This is a genomic window from Alteromonas sp. MMG017 (genome assembly GCF_018100795.1).
GTDB lineage: Bacteria > Pseudomonadota > Gammaproteobacteria > Enterobacterales > Alteromonadaceae > Alteromonas.
The window spans coordinates 1-21,806 of record NZ_JAGJDY010000003.1; the positions used below are offsets into that span (position 1 = coordinate 1).

At 44.8% G+C, this 21,806-nt stretch carries 15 protein-coding genes and 1 tRNA gene; 6 read left to right on the forward strand and 10 right to left on the reverse strand.

What is annotated here, in order from left to right; all coding sequences use genetic code 11:
- Together J8L84_RS04765 and J8L84_RS04770 are read left to right on the forward strand one after the other, a co-directional pair.
- Positions 1–1,076: hypothetical protein (locus J8L84_RS04765; RefSeq protein WP_211069700.1), on the forward strand; the 1,076-nt coding region annotated here is incomplete at its 5' end.
- A 130-nt stretch (positions 1,077–1,206) separates the two neighbouring features.
- Positions 1,207–1,281: transfer RNA gene (locus J8L84_RS04770), tRNA-Arg, on the forward strand.
- 41 nt (positions 1,282–1,322) lie between these two features.
- Here J8L84_RS04770 and J8L84_RS04775 read toward each other — a convergent pair.
- A complete protein-coding gene (locus tag J8L84_RS04775) occupies positions 1,323–2,399 on the reverse strand; it encodes a transporter substrate-binding domain-containing protein (RefSeq protein ID WP_211069701.1) in 1,077 nt (358 codons plus the stop codon).
- A gap of 305 nt (positions 2,400–2,704) precedes the next feature.
- Here J8L84_RS04775 and smrA point away from each other — a divergent pair, with 305 nt between their 5' ends.
- A complete protein-coding gene (smrA, locus tag J8L84_RS04780; RefSeq protein WP_211069702.1) occupies positions 2,705–3,295 on the forward strand; it encodes a DNA endonuclease SmrA in 591 nt (196 codons plus the stop codon).
- A 91-nt stretch (positions 3,296–3,386) separates the two neighbouring features.
- On the opposite strand, the gene J8L84_RS04785 is transcribed toward smrA, so the two are convergent.
- Positions 3,387–3,527 (reverse strand): hypothetical protein, encoded by a 141-nt coding sequence (locus J8L84_RS04785; protein WP_013785166.1) that lies wholly within the window; start codon positions 3,525–3,527, stop codon positions 3,387–3,389.
- Between the two features lie 236 nt (positions 3,528–3,763).
- On the reverse strand, positions 3,764–7,663 hold the full coding sequence (gene purL / locus J8L84_RS04790; RefSeq protein ID WP_211069703.1) for a phosphoribosylformylglycinamidine synthase: 3,900 nt from the start codon (positions 7,661–7,663) through the stop codon (positions 3,764–3,766).
- 176 nt (positions 7,664–7,839) lie between these two features.
- Here purL and mltF point away from each other — a divergent pair, with 176 nt between their 5' ends.
- On the forward strand, positions 7,840–9,207 hold the full coding sequence (gene mltF, locus J8L84_RS04795; RefSeq protein ID WP_211069704.1) for a membrane-bound lytic murein transglycosylase MltF: 1,368 nt from the start codon (positions 7,840–7,842) through the stop codon (positions 9,205–9,207).
- Positions 9,208–9,491: 284 nt separating this feature from the next.
- On the opposite strand, the gene tadA is transcribed toward mltF, so the two are convergent.
- Positions 9,492–10,034, reverse strand: a complete 543-nt coding sequence (tadA, locus tag J8L84_RS04800; protein ID WP_211069705.1) for a tRNA adenosine(34) deaminase TadA — start codon at positions 10,032–10,034, stop codon at positions 9,492–9,494.
- A 409-nt stretch (positions 10,035–10,443) separates the two neighbouring features.
- Between tadA and J8L84_RS04805 the strand changes: the two genes are divergently transcribed.
- Positions 10,444–10,677, forward strand: a complete 234-nt coding sequence (locus J8L84_RS04805; RefSeq protein ID WP_057793414.1) for a hypothetical protein — start codon at positions 10,444–10,446, stop codon at positions 10,675–10,677.
- A gap of 94 nt (positions 10,678–10,771) precedes the next feature.
- Here J8L84_RS04805 and J8L84_RS04810 read toward each other — a convergent pair whose 3' ends face one another.
- Positions 10,772–12,739: a cation:proton antiporter gene (locus J8L84_RS04810; protein ID WP_211069706.1), complete on the reverse strand. Its 1,968-nt coding sequence runs from the start codon at positions 12,737–12,739 to the stop codon at positions 10,772–10,774.
- Positions 12,740–13,001: 262 nt separating this feature from the next.
- On the opposite strand from J8L84_RS04810, the gene J8L84_RS20640 reads away from it, so the two are divergent.
- A complete protein-coding gene (locus J8L84_RS20640; RefSeq protein ID WP_211069707.1) occupies positions 13,002–13,901 on the forward strand; it encodes a GGDEF domain-containing protein in 900 nt (299 codons plus the stop codon).
- A gap of 292 nt (positions 13,902–14,193) precedes the next feature.
- On the opposite strand, the gene tilS is transcribed toward J8L84_RS20640, so the two are convergent.
- The 5 genes from tilS to lpxB form a co-directional block, all read right to left on the reverse strand.
- Entirely contained in the window at positions 14,194–15,507 is a 1,314-nt protein-coding gene (tilS, locus tag J8L84_RS04820; protein WP_211069708.1) for a tRNA lysidine(34) synthetase TilS, read from the reverse strand.
- An 80-nt stretch (positions 15,508–15,587) separates the two neighbouring features.
- Positions 15,588–16,544: an acetyl-CoA carboxylase carboxyl transferase subunit alpha gene (accA, locus tag J8L84_RS04825; RefSeq protein ID WP_211069709.1), complete on the reverse strand. Its 957-nt coding sequence runs from the start codon at positions 16,542–16,544 to the stop codon at positions 15,588–15,590.
- A gap of 68 nt (positions 16,545–16,612) precedes the next feature.
- Complete coding sequence (gene dnaE / locus J8L84_RS04830; RefSeq protein ID WP_211069710.1) at positions 16,613–20,077, reverse strand: DNA polymerase III subunit alpha; 3,465 nt, start codon at positions 20,075–20,077, stop codon at positions 16,613–16,615.
- 2 nt (positions 20,078–20,079) lie between these two features.
- Positions 20,080–20,655 carry a ribonuclease HII gene (rnhB, locus tag J8L84_RS04835; protein WP_211069711.1) on the reverse strand — a complete coding sequence of 192 codons (576 nt, stop codon included), beginning with the start codon at positions 20,653–20,655 and terminating at the stop codon, positions 20,080–20,082.
- Positions 20,648–21,796, reverse strand: coding sequence for a lipid-A-disaccharide synthase (gene lpxB / locus J8L84_RS04840; RefSeq protein WP_211069712.1), 1,149 nt, complete (start codon positions 21,794–21,796; stop codon positions 20,648–20,650). Before lpxB ends, rnhB begins: the two co-directional genes overlap by 8 nt.
- Between the last annotated feature and the right edge of the window lie 10 nt (positions 21,797–21,806).

The following is a 21,806-nucleotide window of genomic DNA, read 5'->3' on the forward strand; positions in this document are numbered from 1 at the left end:
CATTGCTGGAACTAAACCCAATAGATGGGACAACATCAACCCCAACTATTAGTGGCACCAGTGAGCGTATAGGTGAAACAGTTACGATCACCCTTCTTGATGATGCAGGCGTTACTACAGTGCTTACTGCGATAGTGCAAAATGATGGAACTTTCTCTGTAACCCCAGTAGACAGTGTCTCATTAGGTGATTTAGATGTAGGAGTCAGTGTCAGTGATGGTGCAGGTGGCAACCATACTGATTCACTAACGCAGCTGATTAATGTGGCACCTAATATAGGAATTACTACATTTGATACTTCTGGAGAAGGATCAATTCTTGGTTCCGTTTCCCCTGAATATGCTGGCTACGAACTAACCGTTAGTCTTACGGTAGTCTTACTTAGTGCAGTAACAGTTCCACTTACAGCTAAAACAGTACTAATTCAGTCCGATGGGAGTTACGAAATAATTGGTTTAGGGCTCGATATCTTTGGTCTCGCCTCTGTCGATATATCCATTTCAATGACAGATGCTGCTGGCAACCTAGTTACTTTGGAATCTAGTTCAGATTCAAGTGGTAATATTAGCGCAGAAGAGCCCGCAAGTACGTCAGGTGTTGAAGCGACCTCTTTAGAAGCTGACGCGGCTCCAGAAGAAAGTGTTGTTTTATTAAGTGCCCAAGATTTGGGAAGCGTGGTGTTACCGACTGCGCCTATAGAAGAAGTGTCGTTGACTGATGAAGGTAAAGGTTCCTCTAACGAGGCCGAGGCGGGCATAGTACCTCCAGTCTTTGAAGCGGCAACTATACAAAATGAATCAATTGACTTACCTGGAGAAAATGATGTTGTACCTGTTGGATCGCTTGATACCAACGTTACTTTAGCGTTAGTTGATGTTGAATTACCACCTGAAGACCTCGTACTTCCCGCATCAGAACCTTCGGAACTCGAAACACTTTCTTCTGCAGTGAATGCCGAGGAAGCAGGTAATGAAGCGTTACCGAACACAGAGGAAAGTACAGATTCCTCTATTTCGATAAGTGATTCCGATATTTTGCGCTCAGCTGTGGAGAAACTTCCTCCTACGGATATTTAAATTATTAACCAATGTAATAAGCTGCATCGTCGACAATTTTGCCGACGATGCAGGCTTTTTTAACTTACTAAAAAGGTTTTTAAACCAAAGGGTTCCGTTCGAGAATTAAGGTCGTATAATAGCCTTGTCTGTCCCCATAGTTTAATGGATAAAACAAGGCCCTCCTAAGGCTTAGATGTTGGTTCGATTCCAGCTGGGGACGCCACTACGCTTAACCGCAATCACGGAATGTATTCCTATCTGGTGCTATTTCCCAAGATAATTGTCCAATATCTCTTGCCACTCGTCCGTCTCTATTACTCTAAGTAACGCGGTATTAATTTTTTCTCTTTGGGCACTGTTTTCTGGTAGTGCAATAGCATAATCCTGACGTTCAATGACTTCAGGTAAAATAAGAATACTGTCACCAAAGTTGTTGTTAGTTAAGTACTGTAAAATGGGCTTATCGTAAACCAATGCATCGAGCTTGCCTGATGCCAATTGCGACAAACCCTCTTCAACGCTTTCAAGCCGCTTAAATCCGATATTTTCTTTTTGTAAAAATGCGCTACTTGCAGAGTTTGCCAAGGTGCCCACCCGCACATTAGGTAAGTCCTCAAGCCCTTCAACACTTGAAGATAGCTGACTTACGGTAAGGCTTGTGGCAATGGCTGCGGTAAAGCTACTGATTAAAATAATGGCTGCGAACATCCAAATGAAGCCGATTACCCTCCCCCCAAAGGTAACAGGGGCCTTATCGCCATACCCTACTGTGGTCATTGTCACCGCCGCCCACCAAAAGCTGGCACCAAGGCCTTGTTGCGTTGAGCCGCCAAACATCTCGGCGTTGCGCTTTCTTTCAAACAGCCACAGTAACGCTCCTACCGCTAGTAGCAAACCGCACAAAGCTGATAGTGCAACTAAAAATTCCCAGCTGAAAAAACCTTTCACGGCTGACATCCACCGATTTCCTTCGCTAGGCACGGCGATAGCTAATCCCGTAGTATAAAAGGGGTGCGTAAAATCAATGATCGATTCTCGTTGCGCATTGACGGTAAGCGCAGCAACAGACGCATCAAAACGACCGCTTTCTACTCCCGCCACCAGCTCAACCAAAGAGGCTTCGGTCAACGCATAATCGGTAGCCGTTAATTCTGCAATTTGCTCCCAAAGCGCAATACTTATCCCCTCAAAAGAACCCTCTTCGTTTTTGATGACAAACGGCGGCGCTACCTTCGTAGCAATCACCTGTTTTATTTCATTATTATTGGTTTGCGCCATACTTGGCATCGTGACACTTAAGCAAAACACTAAGATAGTGATTATTCGACGCATTGTTTTCATACTTGTCCCTGTGATTTGTTTACTTTTAAACTGCGTTTAAGCCACGTTCATTAATAGTAACCCATCGTCAAATTAGCTACGTATAAGATTCAGTCGTCAATAATTAAAAAAACATCTCGACTTCGGCTTTTAAAATGATGCTACTTTTAGGATAAACCCATGGTATACGAGAGTAGAATATTCAACAAACAGCCCCATATTGAATCTTAGTAAAACAGTGCTTATTTAGGTCAACGTTGAAAAGTAGTATTGGCGTAGCGAATACATTCATGAAAATAACGCTTCGCTGAGTGTGGGAGAAAACTATGACTGATTTTGAAAAAAATGATGATTTACATTCGTTCTTTGCTGAGATGCAGGATGTAAAACCCATTAAACCTTCAAATAAAGCGTTATTGCACGATACAGAGAGTGCGATAGCTGAAAAAAAGAGGCGCGCTGCAAGTCAACGCAGTGAAAGGGAAAAGTTGAAAAGCCCGCTAAGTCTAGAAGGGGTAACACCTGTAAAGCCTGACGATTTCATTTCATTCCAACAACCAGGTATTCAAGATGGTGTGTTCAAAAAATTACGCATGGGTAAATACCCATTAGAAGAAACCCTTTCTTTAAGTGGCATGACGATTGAGCAAAGTAGAGATGCACTATACAAAGCGATAACCGACTCACATAAACGAGGTGTGAGGGCATTATTGATTAAGCACGGCAAGGGTGAAGAGAGTAAACCTTTTCCTGCTTATAAGAAAAGTTTTGTTAATCACTGGTTGCTTGAGTTAGAAGAGGTTATTGCCTACCACACCGCGCAACCTATGCACGGCGGATTTGCAGCTACGTATGTATTATTGAAGAAACATCCAGATCAGAAATTGATCAACAGAGAGAAAAATAGGAAAGGCTAATAGCGCAAGATTTATAAAATGAATTGGTAAAGCTGAGTGATTAACGCCAGTATCTGAAAACAGATACTGGCGTTAGAATTTCACTTTCAGACTACTTAACTGAAGACTGCACAACTAGCGTTGAAGTAACGTCGGCAGATTTAGCTGAACTGCTGAAAACAGCAGTAACAAACATCAGCACAACCGCTATGGCTACTCCGGTTAAGCCAAACCCTTTTGATGAACGATTCATTCGTCGTCTCTTGTTATCAACACCAACAATATTTTTTGTTGGTACAACCCTTAAAACAAACTCCTGTAACCAGTCTGCAATCCCTGCATTGCACTACAATAGATCAGTGACTTATCGAAGACAAGCCCTCAGTACAAATTTTTGACACTTTGCCAATCTATTGACACGCTTCACGCTCATTTAAGTGAAAAAGTAGAGATAAGAACATCTTACCTCTACTAAGCTTAAGCGCGTTTTTATCCTACAAAACGACGTGCATTTCTAAAGATACGCATCCATGCACCATCTTCTTGCCAATCGTCTGGACGCCATGAGTTAGCCACCGCTCTAAACACACGTTCAGGGTGCGGCATCATAATAGTGCTGCGTCCGTCACTAGAGGTTAACCCAGTGATACCTTCAGGCGAACCATTCGGGTTAGCTGGGTACTGCATAGTGGGTTGGCCGTAGTTATCTACATAACGAAGTGCCACTTGCGATGCTACAGACGAAAGCGCGCTGTCGCTTGCAAACTCTGCTTGGCCTTCACCGTGCGATACCGCAATTGGCATGCGCGAACCGGCCATGTCTTGCAACAACACAGAAGCAGACTTAGTCACTTCTACCATGGCAACACGGGCTTCGAAACGTGCCGATTGGTTCGCAACAAAGTGCGGCCAATGTTCGGTACCAGGAATAAGCGACTTCAAGTTAGATAGCATTTGGCAACCGTTACACACCCCTAAACTAAAAGTACTGTTTCGGTCAAAGAAGGCAGCGAATTGATCTCGTGCAAGTTCGTTGAACAAGATTGATTTCGCCCACCCTTCACCGGCACCTAACACGTCGCCATAAGAGAAACCACCACACGCGGCCAAGCCTGCGAAACTTTCCAGCGTCACTTTACCAGCCAAGATATCACTCATGTGTACATCAACAGCATTAAAACCAGCGCGGTTAAATGCAGCAGCCATTTCAAGGTGTGAGTTTACGCCCTGTTCACGCAAAATGGCGACGTTAGGTTGCACACCTTTCGCGATATATGGCGCAGCAATATCTTCATTTACGTTGTACGTAAGCGCAGCGTGTAAGCCAGGGTCGGCGGCATCTTGCTTAGCGGCATGTTCTTGTTCAGCACATACTGGGTTATCGCGAAGCTTTTGCATCGCCAAGGTGGTTTGTGCCCACGTAGTTCGCATGGCTACGCGACTATCGTTTAGCACTGCCACGTTATCACGAGTAAATTCGATAGTGTCGGTGGTATTTAACGTACCGATGTAATGACTAACATCCGTTAAATCAAAAGACGCGAGTACCGCATTAACTTCCTCGATGTCTTTGTCTAACACTTGAAGTACGCCACCAAGCTCTTCGTTAAACAATATAGATAAGTCTGAACCCGCTTCTGAACTTGAAATGCCATCTAGCGCAACACTTACACCGGTTTTACCGGCAAAGGCCATTTCGGCTACCGTGGTAAATAGTCCACCATCAGAACGGTCGTGGTAAGCCACTACCAGTTGTTTCTCAATTAGCGTTTGTACCGCATTAAAGAAGGCTTTCAAACGCTGCGCAGAAACCACATCGGCAGGTGCATCACCTAATTGCTCGTACACTTGTGAAAGACAACTCGCGCCAAGGCGGTTCTTGCCTTCACCTAAATCGATTAGCAATAGTTGGCTGTCGCCCTTATCGGTGCGAAGCTCTGGTGTTACCGTTTTACGAATATCTTTTACGGCACCGAAAGCAGAAATCACTAACGATAACGGTGATGTTACCGCTTTCTCTTTGCCTTCCTCTTGCCATGCGGTTTTCATCGACATGGAGTCTTTGCCTACCGGAATGGTTAATCCCAATTCAGGGCAAAGTTCTTCACCTACGGCTTTTACCGCTTCATACAAACCAGCGTCTTCACCGGGGTGTCCTGCGGCGGCCATCCAGTTTGCTGAAAGCTTAATACGGGTTAAATCACCAATATTTGCTGCAGCAATGTTGGTTAACGCTTCACCTACCGCTAAACGCGCTGACGCACCATGAGATAACAAGGCAACCGGGGTTCTCTCACCCATCGCCATGGCTTCACCGTGATAAGTATCAAAAGCAGTGGCAGTAACCGCTACATCGGCCACAGGTACTTGCCAAGGGCCAACCATTTGGTCGCGGTTAACCAAGCCTGTTACCGAGCGATCGCCAATGGTAATTAGGAAGGTTTTTTCCGCCACAGTAGGTAGCGATAATATGCGTGTTGCTGCGTCAGCTAGTGTTATGTCGCTTTCATTAAAACCAGTGGTTTCTAATGGCTTGCTGGTAACGTCGCGATGCATTTTAGGCGGCTTGCCAAGTAACACATCAAGGGGCATGTCTATAGGCTGGTTATCGAATTGGCTGTCGTTTACATTCAATTCTTGTTCAGCAGTGGCTTCCCCTACTACGGCATAAGGTGCGCGCTCACGGGCACAAATCGCTTCAAATACCGGCATGTTTTCTGGCGCTACCGACATCACGTAACGTTCTTGTGATTCGTTACACCATAATTCTAGTGGTGTCATACCCGGTTCGTCAGACAATACGTTACGCAGTTCAAACTTACCGCCACGACCGCCATCATTAACTAACTCAGGCAGTGCGTTTGATAAACCACCCGCGCCCACATCGTGAATAAACTGAATGGGGTTGTCATCGCCTAATTGCCAGCACGCATCAATAACTTCTTGGCAACGACGTTCCATTTCTGGGTTTTCACGCTGTACCGAAGCAAAGTCCAGATCTTCATTTGACTGACCTGATGCCATTGAAGAGGCTGCGCCTCCACCAAGGCCGATATTCATTGCAGGGCCGCCAAGCACGATAAGTTTGGCACCTACGGTAATTTCGCCTTTTTCAATATGTTCACGGCGAATATTACCTAAACCACCCGCAAGCATAATAGGCTTGTGGTAACCACGTACTTCGACACCATTGAAGCTATTTACTTCTTGCTCGTAGGTACGGAAGTAACCAAGCAAATTCGGACGACCAAATTCGTTGTTAAATGCTGCGCCACCTAGCGGGCCATCTAGCATAATATCTAGCGCGCTTACGATGCGTTGTGGCTTACCGTAGTCTTTTTCCCACGGCTGTTCTAACCCTGGAATACGTAAGTTAGACACGCTGAAACCACCTAAACCTGCTTTAGGCTTAGAGCCACGACCGGTAGCACCTTCATCACGAATTTCACCACCTGAACCTGTTGCCGCGCCTGGGAAAGGCGAAATAGCGGTTGGGTGGTTATGGGTTTCCACCTTCATCAGAATATCGATATTCTCATGATGGTATTCGTATTGGTGTGTTTGTGGATTCGGGAAGAAACGCCCAGCTTCCCAGCCTGACATCACCGCAGCGTTATCTTTATAGGCCGAGTAAACATGATCGGGTAACACTTCAAATGTGTTCTTGATCATTTTGAACAAAGATTTGTCTTGTTCTTCACCGTCGATTGTCCAACTGGCATTGAAAATCTTATGGCGGCAATGTTCAGAGTTCGCTTGCGCAAACATGTAAAGCTCTACGTCAGTAGGGTTACGCGCCAAACGCGTAAAGCTTTCGAATAAATACTCTATTTCATCATCAGCCAGTGCTAAACCAAGTTGAATATTGGCATCCACAAGCGCTTGCTTGCCATCTTCTAGTATCGCTACTGAAGTAAAGGTTTTCGCCGTGGTATGTGCAAACAATACTTCTGCCGCCGCCGTATCAGGAAAAACGGTTTCCGTCATGCGATCATGCAAGTGGGCAGCAACAAGACTATAGTCAGCATCGCTAAGCGATTGCTCTGCTTCTATATAAAAAGCACAGCCTCGCTCTATACGATTAATCGTGTTCAGACTACAATTGTTTGCGATATCAGTTGCTTTAGTAGACCAAGGAGAGATGGTGCCTGGTCGGGGTGTTACCACGAAGAGGTTGCCAGTTGGCGTTTGGGTTTGTCGGGCAGGCCCGTAGGTAAGCAGCTTTTTAAGTATTTCTAATTGCTGCTGCGAGAGTTCACCTTCTGAATCGATAAGGTGAATATATTCGCTATATAGGTTTTTCACCTTAATGCCGGATTGACCCAGCTTTGCAATCAGTTTAGTTTGGTGAAACTCTGATAGTGCGGGAGCGCCTCGAAGGACCAACATATTGCTTTACCTAGTTGTTCAGAAACAACGACCATCAATGGGACGCGTTGCCTCTGTAATTGATGAATATTTCGGCGCGGATTATAGAGGATTTATACTCTATTGGTAACCTTCAACATAGGCTATGTTGCAGTTTTTTTTCCCAAGACCCAATTTACAACAATAAGAAAAGGTTTATGCCGTTACAACATTACAAAAAGCGATTAAAAACATCTTTTTTTATCGCATTATGCTTTTTCGCTACAAGTTGTGGCTCTCCTACCGTTCCGAACGCTTTGTTATCATTAATAGAGCGTGGTTCGATAAAAGTGGGCACGCTTTACGGTGCTGCTACTTATTATAATGGCGCCGAAGGTCCACAAGGTTTTGAATATGAATTACTTGCCGGCTTTTCAGATTATGTCGGGGTAACGCTCGACTTATATCCCTTCTACAGTTACGACGCCATGCTAGAGCAACTTGCCGAAGGCAACCTTGATATTGTCGCCACGGGTGATGCAGTTACCGATGCCTTATTGATGCGCTTTACTTACGGGCCAGCATATCAAACCGTTGCTCAACACTTAGTATACCGTGCGGGTACCACAAGACCTCGTGAACTCGATAGCCTTGTGGACCCTGTCGTTGCTGTGTCAGGTAGCAGTCAAGCGCAGCTACTTGCAGTTTTAAACGGCTCAAGTGAATCGCTATTAGTTACCACTGAAGATTCTGATGCCGAAGAGTTGCTACAAAAAGTGGCGACGGGCGATATTGCTTACACCCTTGCCGATAGTAACCGACTTGCCCTGCAACGAAGACGTCACCCCAATTTGGCCGTCGGATTAACCGTACGAGAAGAAATGCCGATGGCATGGGCACTAAACCCTGAATTAGACGATTCCATTAAAGCCGCCATTATTGAATATTTTGGTACCGTGCATCAATCAGGCTGGTTTACCGTATTAGAAGAAAAGTATTTTGGTCACATTAGGCAATTTGACTACGTAGACAGCCGTGCATTTAATCAATCTGCCGAATCGCTGTTAAAAGATTATAAAAGTATGTTTCAGCAATATGCTGGAGACTTAGATTGGCGCTTGTTAGCCGCTATGAGTTACCAAGAAAGCCACTGGGATCCCGATGCAATCTCTCGTACTGGCGTTCGCGGCTTAATGATGCTGACGTTAGACACAGCCAATGATTGGGATGTAGAAGATCGTACCGACGCAGAACAAAGTATTCGCGGAGGCTCTCGCTACTTCGCCAGCTTGTTAGGAAGAATTCCTGCACGAATTGGCGATCCAGATAGAACTTGGATGGCAATGGCGGCGTATAACCTTGGTCTAGGGCATTTAGAAGATGCCCGAATTCTTACAGAGCGTCAGGGTGGCAATCCTGATCTCTGGGTAGACGTTAAACAACGACTTCCACAGCTAAGGCAAAAGAAGTACTACAGAACAACACGTTATGGGTACGCACGGGGCGATGAAGCGCTTCAGTATGTGGATAATATTCGCCGATATTACGACAGTTTACTTTGGCTAGACGAACAAGGAAGAATTTAGCTAACGCCATATTGAATTTTGTCATTATGGTGTCATCTAAGATCAGTACCATCGAATGTAACTCGCTTTATCGGCTGGTTAAGGCATAAATGCAGAAACGATGAAATGACAATATGCCTTATTCAATTTCCCAATTTGTATTAACAAGGAGGGCAAAATGAAAAGAAACAAATTATTTAGGAAAGGAATAAAATTGAAAAATAATAATAGACGTAGAGTGATGCTAAAAAGAATGCATCAAAAAGTACTACAACGCCGCAAACTGTTTGTCACCAGTGAGATGTTTACTCAGCTGACCCGCAATGCTTAAGCGCCGCCTGTTTGGCTTTTTTATCTAGCTTTATTTGTGCTCGACGACGTTTAAAAAATGCTGAAATTTTATCAGCACAGTCGTCGGCCAACACCCCTGGTATTACATCAACCTGATGATTAAGTGATGGATGGTTCAAAATATTCATCACTGACCCTCCCGCCCCTGTTTTAGCATCGCTGGCACCAAATACCACTCGCTTAATTCTGGCGTGAACCAACATTCCGGCACACATCGAACATGGCTCTAACGTGACATAAAGCGTAGCATCGGTAGTACGGTAGTTTTGTAAGTGCTTTGCCGCCATTCTTACCGCATTCATTTCTGCGTGAGCGGAAGGATCGCTATCTGCGATAGGCGTATTCCACCCTTCACCAATCAACTCACCATTATGTACAACACAGGCACCTACCGGCACCTCTCCCATTGCTTCTGCTTTATCCGCTAGGGTAAGAGCGTACTGCATCCACTTTGTATGCTTTACCATGCGTTTAGAATTGTTAATTTCGTCATTCATTCGTTAATTTAACTAATTTTTCGTGAATTAGATTTTCACCAGCATAATTCAATAAATACAAATCACTATAAACCTTTGATTAATAGTGAATTTACAACAATGGCAGTCATCTTGCTATCTTTGGTATAGATATACTTACGAATTACAGAGCGCTAACGTAAATACATGCATGTCCATTCGCTTATTCTATATGAAGTAGGCAAAAAGCTTTAATGCGCAAAAAGCTTTAATGCATAGTTACGTATTTATTTACACTTTTTTCCGAACAAGCGTATATATAAGCGCTATAGTAACGAAAAAAGTATGTTTAGCGTAGTCGCTTTGTAAGCTTGGTTTGTAGGAAAGAAAGTTACTTTTTTCACCTACACTGAATGCAGAACAATTTAAAACAAACTGAAGGGAAAGTACCATGAATCTGACCGCTATTTTTATTGTTGCTATTATCGCTTGGGCCATTGTGAGTATCACAGGCTCATCAAAAACTAAAAAATCAAATAAGGCGTCAGATAAAGCAGCAGAAGCTTATCAATCTGAAATTGCTTCACTCAAGGAACGGGTTTCTGTGCTTGAAAAAATTGTTACCGATGAAAAATACGACCTGAAAAAGCAGTTTGCGGACTTAGAAAAAGATAAGGTTGCATAAACTTTTTTGTTAAACACTTTTTCTAAGCACTTGTTTCTGAATGCTTTCACTTGCTGTAAATCATCAAGAGCGGTCTTAAGCATTTTACGAGCGGCTAGCTGCCTTCCAGTAATTTCCTCTCAGCGCGTTCTACGCGCCGAGGTTTGCCGGCAATAACGAGCACATCATGGGGTTGTAGCACAGCTTCATGATCGGGGTCTTTTACTTCAGTACCATTTCTTCTTAATCCACGCACATTCACCCGCATTCTGGCAAAGTCGATATCTTTAATTTTTTTACCCATACATGCTGCATGCTCTGACAGCACTACAGCATGAATAAATTCAAGTTTATCCTCAGTGCCATAGCTTATTTCTGTGGTTTCCCCTGGGTAAAATCCATGCAAGTGATCGTATCGCCCTTTTCGTTCCGCGCGAACACGCTTTAAAATTCGAGACATGGGCACACCGGCGTAATGCAGTACTTGAGAAATAAGCATCAAACTACCTTCTTGCAACTCGGGTACGACTTGATTTGCCCCCGCAGAATATAAACCATCTAACTGATAGTCTCGCTTAGTTCGCACCATAACATCGGCGGTGTTATCTATTTGATGGGTGCCACTAATAACTTGTTTTGCTTTATCAGGTTGGTCAAAGGTGACTAAGATAAGCTTTGCTTTTTCAACATTGGCGCTACTAAGAATGTCTTTTTGACTGGCATCGCCAAACAGCACTGGCTCACCAGCGTTCCTACTTTCATGCACACGAACCGGGTCCATATCAATCGCTATAAATGCAATGCCTTCCATCTTCAGCATGCGAGCTACCGATTGCCCCACCCTGCCAAAGCCACAAATCACAACATGGTTGGTTAAATCGTTATCCACTATTAACGTATTGTGCGCATTGTCTTCACTCTTATTGGCCACAATACGCTTTGCAAATACCAAACTGTTGTTCATTAACCAAGGCGTTAGCGCCATGCTCAATACGCCCATGCTGACAATAAGAGAAGATTGCCCAGTGGTCAGCACCCCATAAGTGGTCGCCAATGCAGCAATAACGAAACTAAACTCGCCAATCTGACATAGCTTAATACCCGCCGACCATGCATCCAGAGGATTTGTTTTCACAAACGCAGCGGCCACCCTTACCATAAGAATTTTGATAATCATCAGCCCAACAACGCCAAGAACAATGGTAAAGAAGTTACTCCACAGCACATTTATATCGAGTTGCATGCCAACGGTAACGAAAAACAAGCCCATTAAAATATCGCGAAAGGGGCGAATATCGGCTTCAAGTTGATATTTGTATTGGCTTTCACCCAACATCATTCCCGCAAGAAAGGCGCCCAAAGCCATAGACAACCCAAAGTAATAGGTCAGGCCGCCAGCCAATAGCGCGATTAAAATTGTGGTAAGAACAAAGAGCTCATCGGTTCGGGTTTTAGCCACTTCCCTAAAGACCCAGGGTAACACCCACTTACCTACCGACATTAAAAACGCGATGACGAATATACCTTTTAGCAACGCCTCGCCTAAGGCAAATGCAATGCTGACCTCGCCACTTTGAGCAAGCAAAGGAATAGCAATAAGGAATGGAACAACGGCAAGGTCTTGAAATAGCAGAATACTCACAGCCAGCTGGGTTCTTCTGTTATTGAGAATACCCATTTCAGTTGCTTGTTTGATGACTATAGCGGTAGAGCTAAGTGCCAGCGCCCCACCAATAATAATGGAAGCACTGATAGGTAACCCGAATAAATAAGGAATGCTGGTAAATACCGCGGTGGTCAGCAGCATTTGACCAACCCCAACGCCAAATACTAATGAGCGCATGGCCACTAGCTTTGGTAGGGAAAATTCCAGCCCTAGTGAGAAGAGCAAAAAAACGATGCCGGTTTCAGCCAGCAAATGCATTTCTTGAGGGTGAGCGAAAAGCGCAAAGAGCTGTGGACCCGCTAATATACCTGCAAATAAATACGCTAAAATTGGCGGTAAATGGATGCGCTTAAAAATAGCCACGCTACAAACGGCAATAAACATTAACGCAATTACGTTCAAAAAACCGGCACTCACTTCACATCTCCCTACCGTTAATTTGAGGCTTCAATGTTCCACGCTGATTAAAATTTGCGCTCACCTGAATTAAAATACGACTGAACATCAAAGTATTACAGCAGCCCTAGCAACCCTACATTTTTATTAGCCTATATCGCCAAGCAATATTGCAGGAATTGGCATTAAGATTGCTAATACCTATTAACAAATTAGCATAAGCGGCAAATTTTGACACTTTCCACTTATGTATATTTTTCCGTATTGCTAAAGGGGCATTTCCGTGGATTTCTCTACTACTATCTACGATAGCACACAACATGACAATTTTTATCCTCCTGCTAGCACGGGTCAGGCGTTATCTGCCAGTGAAATAACCTCCTTCATCAGCGAGATTTTGTCTACGCTGGAATTGGAAAAGCTTGGTGAAATTTACTTTCGCCAATTGAATGGTTTTTTCTCATTGGCCGGTTTAAGCTTATCGGATTTAGACACCCGTTGGGTATACGGAAATGCCAAACTATCGTCAACACTTGTGGCGATACCATTGCCAGGTGTTACCTCTCAGAAAGGTAAACTCGCAACTGCGCATTATTATTTCGCAGTACCGCTTTCCCTCTCTGAACGAAATGCACTAGAGCAACTTCATGAACTATTTGCTAAACAAGTCGCTCAAGCACAATCTTTTTTACGCCTCCACCAGATGACGACTAAAGACGTGCTAACAGGCTTGGGAAATCGCTCAGGCTTCGATCAGGCACTAGTACGTCAATTAGGGTGGGCTCAGCGTCACGAGGAAGGCTTTTCATTACTTGTCATAGACTTAGATAATTTCAAATCGGTTAATGACGGCCACGGTCACCGAGAAGGTGATAATGTTTTAGTCCATGTAGCGTCTCAGTTACAACACGTACTAAGAGATGAAGATGAAGCATTTCGATTTGGTGGCGACGAGTTCTGCTGCCTTTTAGATTGCCAAACACAATTTCAGTTAGAATGTGCCGCATCGCGTATTCAGCTTAGCATTAACCAATCAAGTTACTTGAGACGCATGAATGTATCGTGCAGTTTAGGTGGCGCTATTTACCGTGAGGGTGACGATACCGGTAAGCTTTTTGACCGCGCCGATGCTGCGTTATACAAAGTGAAGCAATCTGGTAAAAATAGCTACTTAGCCGCTTAAACCATCCGCTCATATAGGTTTAGTGAATCAAGTATCCTGCGTAGCGTTTTTTCACTATGAGCGTTTTTAATATTGTTGGCGGAAATTAGCGACAGTGCTTCAGTAAAAATAACGCTAGTACCACAGTGGTTATTGCAGCGTAGAGAGGACACTTCTTACGTATATTAGGTATAATAAATATATCTAAGTAAGTAAGCATCTTTTGGCACGGCTGCCATGAAGTCACAGCTTACTTTTGCCCACTGGCAAATATTTTCCGGCTCCGACACCTTATTACTCACAAAGATAGACTTTAGTCTACACCCACTATTTCAACAGCTAACATCGGTGGCATGGTGTCCAAGATAACGACTTTTCGATTTACTACCAACGCCACCGCCTCTTCATCTAAAAAGAGTATAGGCGCCTCGGCTCTTTCCCACGTAGGAACCTTCCACTGTTTAAACCAATCTTTAAGTATCTTCGATACCTGTGCACCTTTTGGCTTTACACGTAGTCCCTTCACGCCCATTTTAATGGTTACTGCGCCCGATAGCTTATTCGTCACTCTTAGCGTTAGGGGTTCTCTCAACCAAAACAATTCGGTGTCGACGCTATCTTTTACATCAAGGGTATGCGGTATCTGGCTGTTTGGTTTTAATAACCAATAAAGGTCGCTATTAAACCTTGCTACTTTTCCCCAAGAAAACGACACTTCAGGCGCAGCATCTTGTTTCGCCAATAGCATATTTTCTATTTGCGCTAATTGTGCTTGAGAGGGATGCAACACCGATTGCTTTGAAAACCATTGGCGCAATACGGCTCGTTGCCAGTTTTTAGACAAGGTAAGCAGCTCAGCGCCTTTTAACTGAGTATCTGTCACTAAGCACTGACTAAGATATATTTCAGCCTGCTCTGTTACTAAGGCCGTTTGCTCGGCACATAGCTGGGCACTTCTTAGTGCAGTTTTTGACAGTTGAGGCCATCGCTCAGATAACGCTGGGATAATCTGATTGCGAAGAAAATTACGGTCGTAGCGATCATCGGCATTTGACTCATCATTGACCCACTGCAAATCAAGGCGATTCGCGGCATCAACAATATCGCTTTTCTTAAGTGCTAACATGGGACGAAGGGTAAGTACCCCACTTCGCCACTGTTGCGCTCCCATGCCTGACAGCCCTTGTGGCCCCGCACCGCGCTTTAACTGTAACAGTACGGTTTCAAGCTGATCTTCAGCATGTTGACCTAAAAGAAGCACGCCATTGTTTGCATGGCAAAACTCATGTAGCACTTTATAGCGGGCATCTCTGGCCTCAGCTTCAAGGCTCTTACGAGCGCCACTTTTAACGGCAACATGATAATGGTTTAGCGGAATTGTTAATTTGTCGCATTCAGATTGGCAATGGCGTAGCCACGTATCGGCATTGTCGCTCAACCCATGGTGTACATGAACGGCGTGGACAGCCGTAGAGGTTTGCTCGCGATACGCATGCAGGGCATGCAGCAGTAAGGAAGAGTCCACCCCTCCGCTGTAAGCAACAACGAGAAGAGGTGGCGCTTCAAATGATGTGTTAGCAAATGCGGTAGTGATAGACTCACAGATGTGATTTACAATCTCACTCACTTGCTATGCCCATTCTATACACTCACTGTACTAGTTTCTTCTAGCTTTCTGCTAACTTTCTTCTAGCTTTCTGCGTTTGACTAGCAGTAGCCGAAAGACATAAGACGCTGATAACGTTCTTCCATCAAGTCAGCCGTGTCTAAGGTTTTAAGTTGGCTTAGCTGCTGTTTAAGTACCGCTTTTAAGTTCGCAGCCATGCTAGTGTGGTCACGATGAGCGCCACCTAGCGGCTCTTCAACAATACTATTAATAAGCCCAAGCTCTTTAATCTGGCCTGCACTTACGCCCATTGCTTCTGCGGCTAAAGGTGCTTTTTCTGCACTTTTCCACAAAATAGACGCACAACCTTCAGGGGAAATAACCGAGTAAGTTGAATATTGCAGCATGTTCACACGGTCGCCAACACCAATCGCAAGCGCACCACCTGAACCACCTTCACCAATAACGGTACAAATAATTGGCACCGTAAGCTCAGCCATTTCAAACAAGTTTTTCGCAATGGCTTCACTTTGTCCGCGCTCTTCCGCGCCTACACCTGGGTAAGCCCCTGGGGTATCGATGAAAGTAATGATTGGCAAATTGAAACGCTCCGCCATTTTCATCAAGCGGAGTGCTTTGCGATAACCTTCAGGTTTAGGCATACCAAAGTTACGCTTAATTTTTTCATTGGTGTCGCGCCCTTTTTGATGACCAATCACCATCACAGGTTGGCCATCTAGCATAGCTGGCCCCCCAAGTATGGCTTTGTCATCAGCGAAAGCTCTATCACCTGCCAACTCGTCAAAGTCGGTAAAAATACGCGGGATGTAGTCTAGCGTATAGGGGCGCATAGGGTGACGGGCAAGCTGTGATACTTGCCACGCGCCTAAGTCAGAAAAAATCTTTTTTGTTAGCTCTGCGCTCTTACCGCGCAGCTTGTTAATATCTTCTTCAATACCAACATCGAATTCACCGCCTTGATTTACTAACCTAAGCTCTTCAATTTTTGCTTCTAATTCGGCTATCGGCTGTTCAAAGTCCAAAAACTGTATACTCATTGTATGTCCTATTCGTACTGCGCTTGTCAATGCCAACGCGAGATAGTCAATCTATCGAACTCTACCCATTAATGGTAGAGGATTGAAACGGCTTTTTCTCCCAAACATTGTTTGAGATCGTGCAAAAGTTGATCTTCTGGTGTAACAAACCACCGTGCACCACACGTAATCAGTGCTTCTGCATCGGGGTGCGTTACTAATAAATGCACCGGGCAACTTCCGCCTTTAAAGGCCTGCAAGATAGATTGCATTTGATTAATCTTTTTCGGTTCAAGCAACTGGGTTTCAACATTTAACGCCAATGCTCTCGCGTTTTTCTCCCGTGCCTGAACAATGTCCATTACATCACGGGCGGTGATTGTATTGCCCCCAGAGAAATCATCAAAGCTGACCTGTCCCTTTATGAGCAATATTCTGTCAGTTTCTAGCATAGATTCATACTGTTCGAAGGTATCTGGGAAAAAACGAGCGTCTATTCGCGCACTTTTATCATCTAGTGTGACAATAGCCCAACGTCTTCCTCGTTTATTGGTCATTACCCTAACCCCAAGCACTAAGCCAACAGCATTTGCCATTTGTTCTTTGCCTGTGGGTTTTAAGTCGACCAGCCTTCCATCAGTGTAATGCCTAATTTCTTCTACGTATTGGTTAATAGGATGCCCTGTAAGGTATAAACCTAAGGTATCCTTTTCACCTTCCAACCATACTTTCTCTGGCCATAGCGGAACATCGGCAAAAGCTTGCTCTACTTCATCAGGCTCGGTAGTCAGCAATCCGAACATGTCTGACTGTCCAAACGATTCCGCTTTAGCGTGCTGCCCAGCGGCGGCGATAGCATCAGGTAAAGATGCCATGAGTGCAGCCCTGTGAGGCCCTAAATTATCTAGCGCGCCGGCAAGTACTAGTTTTTCCAGCACCCGTTTATTAACACGCTTAATATCAATTTTTGCACAAAAATCGAATAAATCTTTAAACGCACCTTGGTTTTCTCTGGCTTCGATAATGGCTTCAATGGGGCCTTCACCTACCCCTTTAATAGCGCCAATACCGTATACAATTCTGCCTTTCTCATCGACGGTGAATTTATGCTTACCCGCATTTAAGTCTGGGGGCAATAACTCAAGACCCATTCGACTACATTCATCTACCAAGGTAACAATTTTATCGGTATTATCCATATCGGCCGACATTACCGCGGCCATGAATTCAGCAGGATAATGGGCTTTTAACCATAAGGTTTGATAAGACACCAGGGCGTAAGCAGCAGAGTGAGATTTGTTAAACCCGTAGCCTGCGAATTTTTCTACCAAGTCGAAAATTTTCATCGCCAAATCTGGGTCGATGTTATTGTTCTTCGACCCTTCAGCAAACGCGCCCCGTTGCTTAGCCATTTCTTCTGGCTTTTTCTTACCCATAGCACGACGTAACAAATCGGCGCCACCTAGGGAGTAGCCCGCCATTTCCTGCGCAATCTGCATTACCTGTTCTTGGTACAAGATAATGCCGTAGGTAGGCTCTAGAATTTCTTGCAAGCATTCGTGCTGGTATTCAGCATCGGGATAAGAAATAGCTTCACGGCCGTGTTTACGGTCGATAAAGTTATCTACCATGCCCGACTGCAAAGGTCCCGGTCTAAACAAGGCTACCAATGCGATAATATCTTCAAAGCTATCTGGCTTAAGGCGTTTTATTAGCTCTTTCATACCGCGAGATTCCAACTGGAACACCGCGGTAGTTTCTGCATTTAGCAGAGTGCGGAAGCTTTTTGCATCCGCTAAAGGAATAGAGGTGATATCAATGTCGATACCCTTCCCTTCCTTCACCATATCAATGGCCCATTGGATAATGGTTAGGGTACGTAACCCCAGGAAGTCGAACTTAACCAGCCCTGCAGTTTCAACATCGTTTTTATCGAATTGAGTAACCGGGTTATTACCTTCATCGTCGCAGTATAGCGGCGCAAAATCGGTAATAGTGGTTGGCGCAATAACTACACCACCAGCATGTTTACCGGCATTTCGCGTTACCCCTTCTAGAATACGTGCCATATCGATGAGGTCTTTAACTTCCTCATCTTGCTCGTACACTTCGGGTAAACGAGGCTCGGCAGCAAACGCTTTTTCAAGGGTCATGCCTGGGTCAGGTGGAATAAGCTTTGAAATACGATCGACAAAACCGTAAGGGTGACCTAGTACACGGCCCACATCGCGCACCACGGCTTTTGCGGCCATGGTACCAAAGGTGATAATCTGCGATACCGCTTGGCGGCCATAAAGCTCAGCCACGTGATCGATAACTTCATCACGTCTATCCATACAGAAATCGACATCGAAATCCGGCATTGATACCCGCTCAGGGTTAAGGAATCGTTCGAAGAGCAAGTCGAATTCAAGGGGATCAAGGTCGGTAATATCTAATGCATAAGCCACTAAAGAGCCCGCACCAGAACCACGACCAGGGCCTACTGGAATGTTGTTATCCTTACTCCACTGTATGAATTCCATTACGATAAGGAAGTAGCCAGGGAAACCCATTTGGTTGATTACTTCTAACTCGATACGGAGTCTGTCGTCGTACTCGGGGCGTTTTTCTGCACGTACTTGTTCGTCAGGAAACAGGAACGCTAACCGGCGCTCAAGCCCTTCTTCGGACACTTTGACCAAGAAATCTTCAGTGGTCATGCCACCAGTAGGAAACTGGGGCAAAAAGTATTCGTCTAAACGTACTGTCACGTTGCATCGCTTAGCGATTTCAACCGTATTTTCTATGGCCTCAGGGATATCACTGAAGAGCTCCACCATTTCTTCGCTGGTACGAAGATATTGCTGGTCGCTGTATCGTTTAGGACGGCGAGTATCATCTAGGGTGTAGCCATCATGAATACACACTCGTATTTCGTGCGCGTCGTAACCTTCTTTATTAATGAAGCACACTTCATTGGTTGCTACTACTGGCAAGCCTTCTCGCTCGGCACATTCTACCGCGCGATGTAAGTAATCTTCTTCACCAGGGCGACCAGTGCGAATAAGCTCAAGATAAAAACGGTCTTGGAAATGGGTTTTATAGAAGGCCAACGATTCTGCCAACAAGCTGGTGTTGTTTTTAGTCAGGGCTACGCCAACATCACCTAACTGAGCACCAGAGAGTATAATTACGCCTTCAGCATGTTCAATAAGCCAATCTTGATCGATAACTGCTCTATGCGCAACGTGACCTCGCAAGTAGGCTTTAGAAATAAGAACCGTAATGTTCTTATAGCCCTCGTTATTCATCGCAAGCAAGGTAAGACGGAACGGCTCATCGCCAAAGGCTTCATTGGTCACCCAGAAATCGGTACCAATAATAGGTTTAATGCCAAGCCCATGTGCACCAGAATAAAACTTTACCAAACCACACATATTCATTTGGTCGGTAATCGCCACAGCAGGCATGTTGTACTCAGACACTTTGCCAAGTATGGGCTTAACCTTATTAAGCCCATCCATCATGGAATAATCGCTGTGTACGCGTAAATGAATAAAAGGCGAGGACATAATTATTGAATCTCTTGTAGTAGTGCCTTAACTGGTTTAAAGCTTTTGCGATAACCATCAATCACGCCATGGGTGGCGAGTGCTTCAAAATGCGCTTTTGTAGGATAACCTTTATGGCCAGCAAAACCATATTCAGGATGCAATTCATCCAGTACCAGCATATCGTTATCACGTTCTACTTTGGCAATGATGGATGCGGCAGAAATTTCAGCGTGTAAGCTATCGCCTTTAACCACAGCTTCTGCAGCGTAAGCCCAATCAGGTAAGCGATTGCCATCAACCCGAACAAAGTCTGGCGTTACCGCTAAACCTTCCACAGCACGCTTCATTGCTAACATGGTAGCATGGAGAATATTAAGGGTGTCGATTTCTTCTGGTGTGGCGCGCCCTATATGCCAATAAAGCGCTTTCGCTTTAATTTCAGCGGCTAACGCTACCCGTTTTTTTTCGCTGAGCTTTTTAGAGTCGGTTAACCCTACTATGGGGTTGGCAGGGTCGAGTATAACGGCGGCGGTTACCACATCCCCAACAAGTGGGCCTCTACCAACTTCATCTACGCCGGCTATTAACTTATGCAAACAATTCCTCCACTACAGCTTGTGCTGCTGTTTTATCAGCATTGCATTTTAGCGTATGGTGGAGGTCGGTGAAACGGGAAATTAAGTCAGTGTTGTCACTGCCAAAATAAGTTAGGGCTTGCTGGCTTAATGTGTCAGGGTTGACGTCGTCTTGAAGCAGTTCCGGTACCAACGCTTCATTAGCCAATAAATTGGGTAAGGCGAAAAAAGGCGCTTTATACAAACGCTGCATAATTTTGTAGGTTATTGGCGAAAGCTTATACGCCACTACCATAGGCCGTTTACACAGCATGGCTTCTAATGTAGCCGTGCCTGAGGCGAGCAATATGACATCACTGGCAATCATGGCGTCGCGAGACGTCCCCTCAGTAACGTGAATAGGTAGCCTTTGAGTTGCGTTGTTAGCCTCGTTCAACATGCTATTAATTTGTTCTAGACGATGCGCATTGGCAGCGGGGATCACAAATTCAATATCCGGTCTTTGTGCGGCAATTTTTTCCATCGTCTCAATAAAAATAGGCAGAAGCGTATCTACTTCACCACGACGAGAACCTGGTAGTACCGCCAAAACTGCTTTATCGATAGGTAGATTGAGTGTTTTGCGAGACGCTTGTTGGTCAGGCGTTAGCGCTATGCTATCTGCCATAGTGTGACCAACAAAGGTATAGGGCACATCGTACTTGTCATAAACTTGCTGCTCGAAAGGGAATAAACCCAGCACTCGGCCTGCGGCCTTCGCAATTTTATGCACCCGCTTTTCACGCCACGCCCAAATAGTCGGGCTAACGTAATGAATGGTTTTAATACCCTTCGATTTAAGTTCTTTTTCTACCCGTAGATTAAAATCAGGGGCATCTATGCCAACAAAAATATCAGGCGGGTTTTCAGAGAAGTGTGCGAGCAGCGCTTTTTTGACTTTTAAAATAGCGGGTAGATGGGACAGTACTTCAACTAAGCCCATTACAGATAAGGTTTCCATATCAAATAAACTATGAAAACCTTGAGTCTGCATATTAGGCCCGCCTATCCCCTCAATAATTGCATCAGGGTATAGGCGTTTTAATTCGCCAACCATACCAGCTGCGAGTACATCGCCTGATGGCTCGCCTGCCACCATGGCGATACGCAAAGGTTTACTCATGATAGCGGGC